General features: G+C 55.7%; 2 protein-coding genes and 1 pseudogene. 2 read left to right on the top strand and 1 reads right to left on the bottom strand.

Annotation, left to right across the window (positions count from 1 at the left end):
* Nucleotides 1-81: pseudogene (locus HV796_RS40625) on the top strand (IS6 family transposase); the annotation flags it as partial.
* Nucleotides 82-827: 746 nt separating this feature from the next.
* Nucleotides 828-3,080, top strand: a complete 2,253-nt coding sequence (locus tag HV796_RS40620) for a hypothetical protein (RefSeq protein WP_175233331.1) — start codon at nucleotides 828-830, stop codon at nucleotides 3,078-3,080.
* Nucleotides 3,081-3,461: 381 nt separating this feature from the next.
* On the opposite strand, the gene HV796_RS40615 is transcribed toward HV796_RS40620, so the two are convergent.
* Nucleotides 3,462-3,890: IS110 family RNA-guided transposase (locus tag HV796_RS40615; protein ID WP_175233330.1), on the bottom strand; the 429-nt coding region annotated here is incomplete at its 5' end.

Below are 3,890 nucleotides of genomic sequence, written 5' to 3'. Positions count from 1 at the left end.
CACATGATCCGCAAAGGGCAGATGAGAAACGATGGCTTCGCCGCGACGCCTGCCGTCCAGTTCTATTCGTTGATAGCATAAGCAGTCCTATTCATATCGGGATTTACTTCGACCTCACCGTCTTATCGCGACAGAACCATATAAAGCGATGCCGCCTCGACACCACACACAACACGTTCTGTTTTCCGCATGGAAGCGAAGGATCAAGGTGTGCTACGCCTTGCGTCAGCGACCATCGGCCAAGGCAATTGGCGTAAACATCTTATCCTCCTAGCCCTGAATGGGTGCTGTCGCGATAATGAAGGCGAGGCCGAAGCAAATTTCGATATGAATAGGACTACTTCTATCGTCAACGAATAGAGCTGGACGACGGGCGTTGCGGCAAAGCCATCGTTGCTCATTGTGACAGGACACCTTGCCCGTTTGATAGGCTCGCTACTTTGACCGATTCGAAGAACCTAATTACACCGGAGCCGTTTACGGTGAGCGCTTCATTTTCTTGCGAAAACTAACGACATTACCGATTTCATAAAGTTCCTTATGGAGTGGAACACCAGAAGGTCGATTGCGGCAGACCAGGGGATATTGCGGGCCTCGGCGCGCGCTCCTCGGCCAGTACCATATAGTCAGATTGTCAAAGCCATTGACCATTTCTGACATGCCCGGAACCAAAGGTAACCATAGCCAGCCTTTGTCCCTCGTCGTCCAGCGGACGGCACTCATTTCCCCCTGGATAAGCCACGTACTCCCGGGCCCCACTGCGGCCTTCGCAGGTGGAGGCTGGGGCATATCGACGCTCCAACGCCAGGTAGAAGAGGCTCTATAAAATGCCGCACACCAAATCAAGCTCTTTTACGCAACTGAATTGGGCATCCATTGTCACAAGCCCAGATCGAACCGTGATTGAGATTGAGCCCCCTTCAGGCGAACGGTTGGCATCGACTATCCACACAGCCACTGCTGCGGTGCGGGGTTTGCAGTCAATCAATTCGCCCGCTGGCAGTGTCACGTTCTCAAGAGCCCGCAATCAGACCGTGATTGAAATCGAGCCCCCTTCTGCGCAGCGGTCGGCATCACCTATTGAAGCAATCAGCTCCGTATTACCGGATATGCCGCCAATCAACCCACCCGCCGGCACGTCAAGGTTGCAAAGGGGGTCCCGGCAGACCGAATGGGTGTTCCCGCGCGATCTGCCGACGTTGCAAGTCGCATTAGACAAGCAGAAAAACAGGGAAATCCACGTCGACGACCTCGCCAAGGTTCTGCAAGCTGTTCGGTTTCATCCACTTGGCGAAAATGCAAGTACCTCGGTGCCTTCGAACCGGCAACTCGTCAACAACATTTCGAATGCACAGCTCAAGGACTGGTACCACGCGCTCTCCATAAACGATGCCCAGATCGACGGCATGGAAAGCGCCGCACACAAGGCCGGCTTGTGGGTACCGACGAGCGGCACGGTATTCAATGCGATTAGCTATTTCGTGATTCCTTTTGCGACGCAGACGATGACGCCATGGAATGCGGCCTTCGCTGGCCTTGGGGTAATAGCCGCCCAACCCTTCATTACAGCGCCGATACAATCGCTGGTCATCGGTGCGATCGATTATTTCAGACGCACAGGCAACATCGATGTGAAGGTGGACAAATGCGCCATCAACTCCAGCGTCACGCAGTCTCAGATTAGAGAAAACATCCAGAAGAGCATTAAAACGGCGCAGGAAAGCGAACAGAAGATCAAAAGCTTCCTTGGAGACCGCAAACTTATCGATAACGACGGACAGATCGATCTCGAGAAACTTGCCAATAGCGGTCTGAGCCCGCAAGAAACACAGGGATTCATTGCCGATTGCGAGAAGCACCTGGAAAACCAGCTCGTGCTTTGCGGGCACGCGAGTCAAATGCATGCGGTCGATGGCTCACATGCCCGTCAGATCGAGTCGACGTTGTGGCAGATCCCGACTCGCGGTATGCGCTCCGGCAGCAGCCTTTTCTCACCGATCTTCAGAGAACGTGGAAAATACGCACCGGCTTCGTTCTTTGACGGTATCCATGCGAAGATTCCGTCTTCGTACGGAGTATCGGGCGTTTCGGCCGCCGTGGCACTCCTCGCGATCATCGCCCAGCATAGGGCCGCCGCGAGAGATGAAGTCAACGGACTCAGGCACGAGCACAAGCTCAACATGTTGCATGCAGACATGTTTGTCGATGGAGCCAAGGACAAGATCGCTCGAACCGGAAAAATCGACGCGCAAGATATCGATGTCGAGAAGTGCAGGAGAATGGTCGTGCTTCCTGAAGCATCGATGGTGCTGCGCGTCGTGGACCGGCTCGCCGCCGAACTGAAAAATCTCGAGGCACAGCAGGCGCGCAAGAAAGGGGCACAGACGAGAGAAAGTCTCGCGGAAATGGGCGGACAGGCGGCTGGCGACCCCGTGCTCCAGACAAGGATCGACGACTACAAGAGGGATCTGACGAACCTCCGCAAGTTAGATGTGAACGACGATATGCATCCGGATACCAAGGCCCTGCTGGAATCGGCGATGAACGGCGCCAAACTCTTCGCGCTGCGGGAGGGGTATGCGAAGCTGACCAAACCACTCGAACTCAGTGCACAGGTATCGCAGCGGCTGGGACAGACGTTCACGTTCGGCGCGTTCGGCAGCGCGGGCGCGACAGCAGGAGCACGCATGATCTCTGCGTCACAAGGAGGAAATGATCACATCGCGCTCGCCGCGCAGTTTTATCTGGCGGTCGCCAGTTTTATGATCGGGCTTTTTTCCGCAGGAACCCAAGGGATGGTGACGAACGTCAAGAATCAGCGTCGCGATGCGGATTCCAGAGACGCGATTGGTTTCTGGCAACAGTTTGGCAAAGGCGCGCTTGCGCCCGCTCTCTATGTGTACGACAACTGGTGGCAGAGTAATCAAGGTCTACAGGAGGCCGGCAAGGCTTTTGTGGACTTCAAGACGCAGGCTGAACAGATGGGGCCCATGCTCGAAATCTTGCGAAAAATGGATACCGGCGGCACCGTCGCTCAATCCGATCATGCGGGCGGCGCCCATATCCGAACCCACGTCTGAGGACCCGGCCGATACGGTTGCAATCCCACGTTCGGCCATCATTTCTATATGAACGCGTCCCTTTTTCGGCAGTTTTTCGTGTGTTGTGACTAACAGGATGGGCTGCTGCGCTATATCCGTACATGGACTCCCGCCTATGAGCAAGATCGGTTTGCATTTTGAGGGTCACGACTGCGTCCGTACATTCGGCTTTCGATGTGCCTGCTGCTGCACGAGCCATCATGGAAATCTGCGCGCTTGCTCCTCATCGGCCTTCTGACTTCATACTGCAGCCGCCGGATATATCAGGATCTGCAAGCGCCGGTCCGACCGGTTCGCCATGCTTGCCGCTTCTTGCGCAATCGCGAAAGAAATAAGGCGGTACTCGATATCAGTTGCCTGTTACGCTACTTTGAAACAACCCGTGCCTGCCAGTATTGCCCAGGCAATGCGAGCAGTTTTGTTCGCCAGAGCGATCGCCGCGATGTTTACGTGGCGGCGCTGCATTACGGCTTTGATCCAGCGACTGTGCCGGTCGTCGCGACGGCTCACAAAGTGCATGACCGCGCGAGCGCCCTGTACAAGTAAGGTTCGCAGGTAGGTGTCACCACGCTTTGTGATACCACCTAACCTGGTTTTGCCGCCGCTGGATCTTTGCATCGGCGTCAGCCCCAGCCAGGCCGCGAATTGCCGGCCGTTCCTGAACTGTGACGGGTCGCTCACACTGCTCACGAGCGCGGTCGCGATCACCGGCCCGATTCCTGGAACGGTCGCCAATCGTTGACAGGCGTCACTGCTCCTGAAGATCTCGGCTATGTCCGCTGCAAGTTC

The organism is Paraburkholderia humisilvae (assembly GCF_902859855.1).
GTDB lineage: Bacteria > Pseudomonadota > Gammaproteobacteria > Burkholderiales > Burkholderiaceae > Paraburkholderia > Paraburkholderia humisilvae.
This window is presented reverse-complemented; position numbering and strand designations above follow the sequence as displayed.

Coding starts and splice junctions, on each gene's coding strand:
- HV796_RS40620 (WP_175233331.1), top strand. CDS start 828: ATGCCGCACACCAAATCAAGCTCTTTTACGCAACTGAATTGGGCATCC.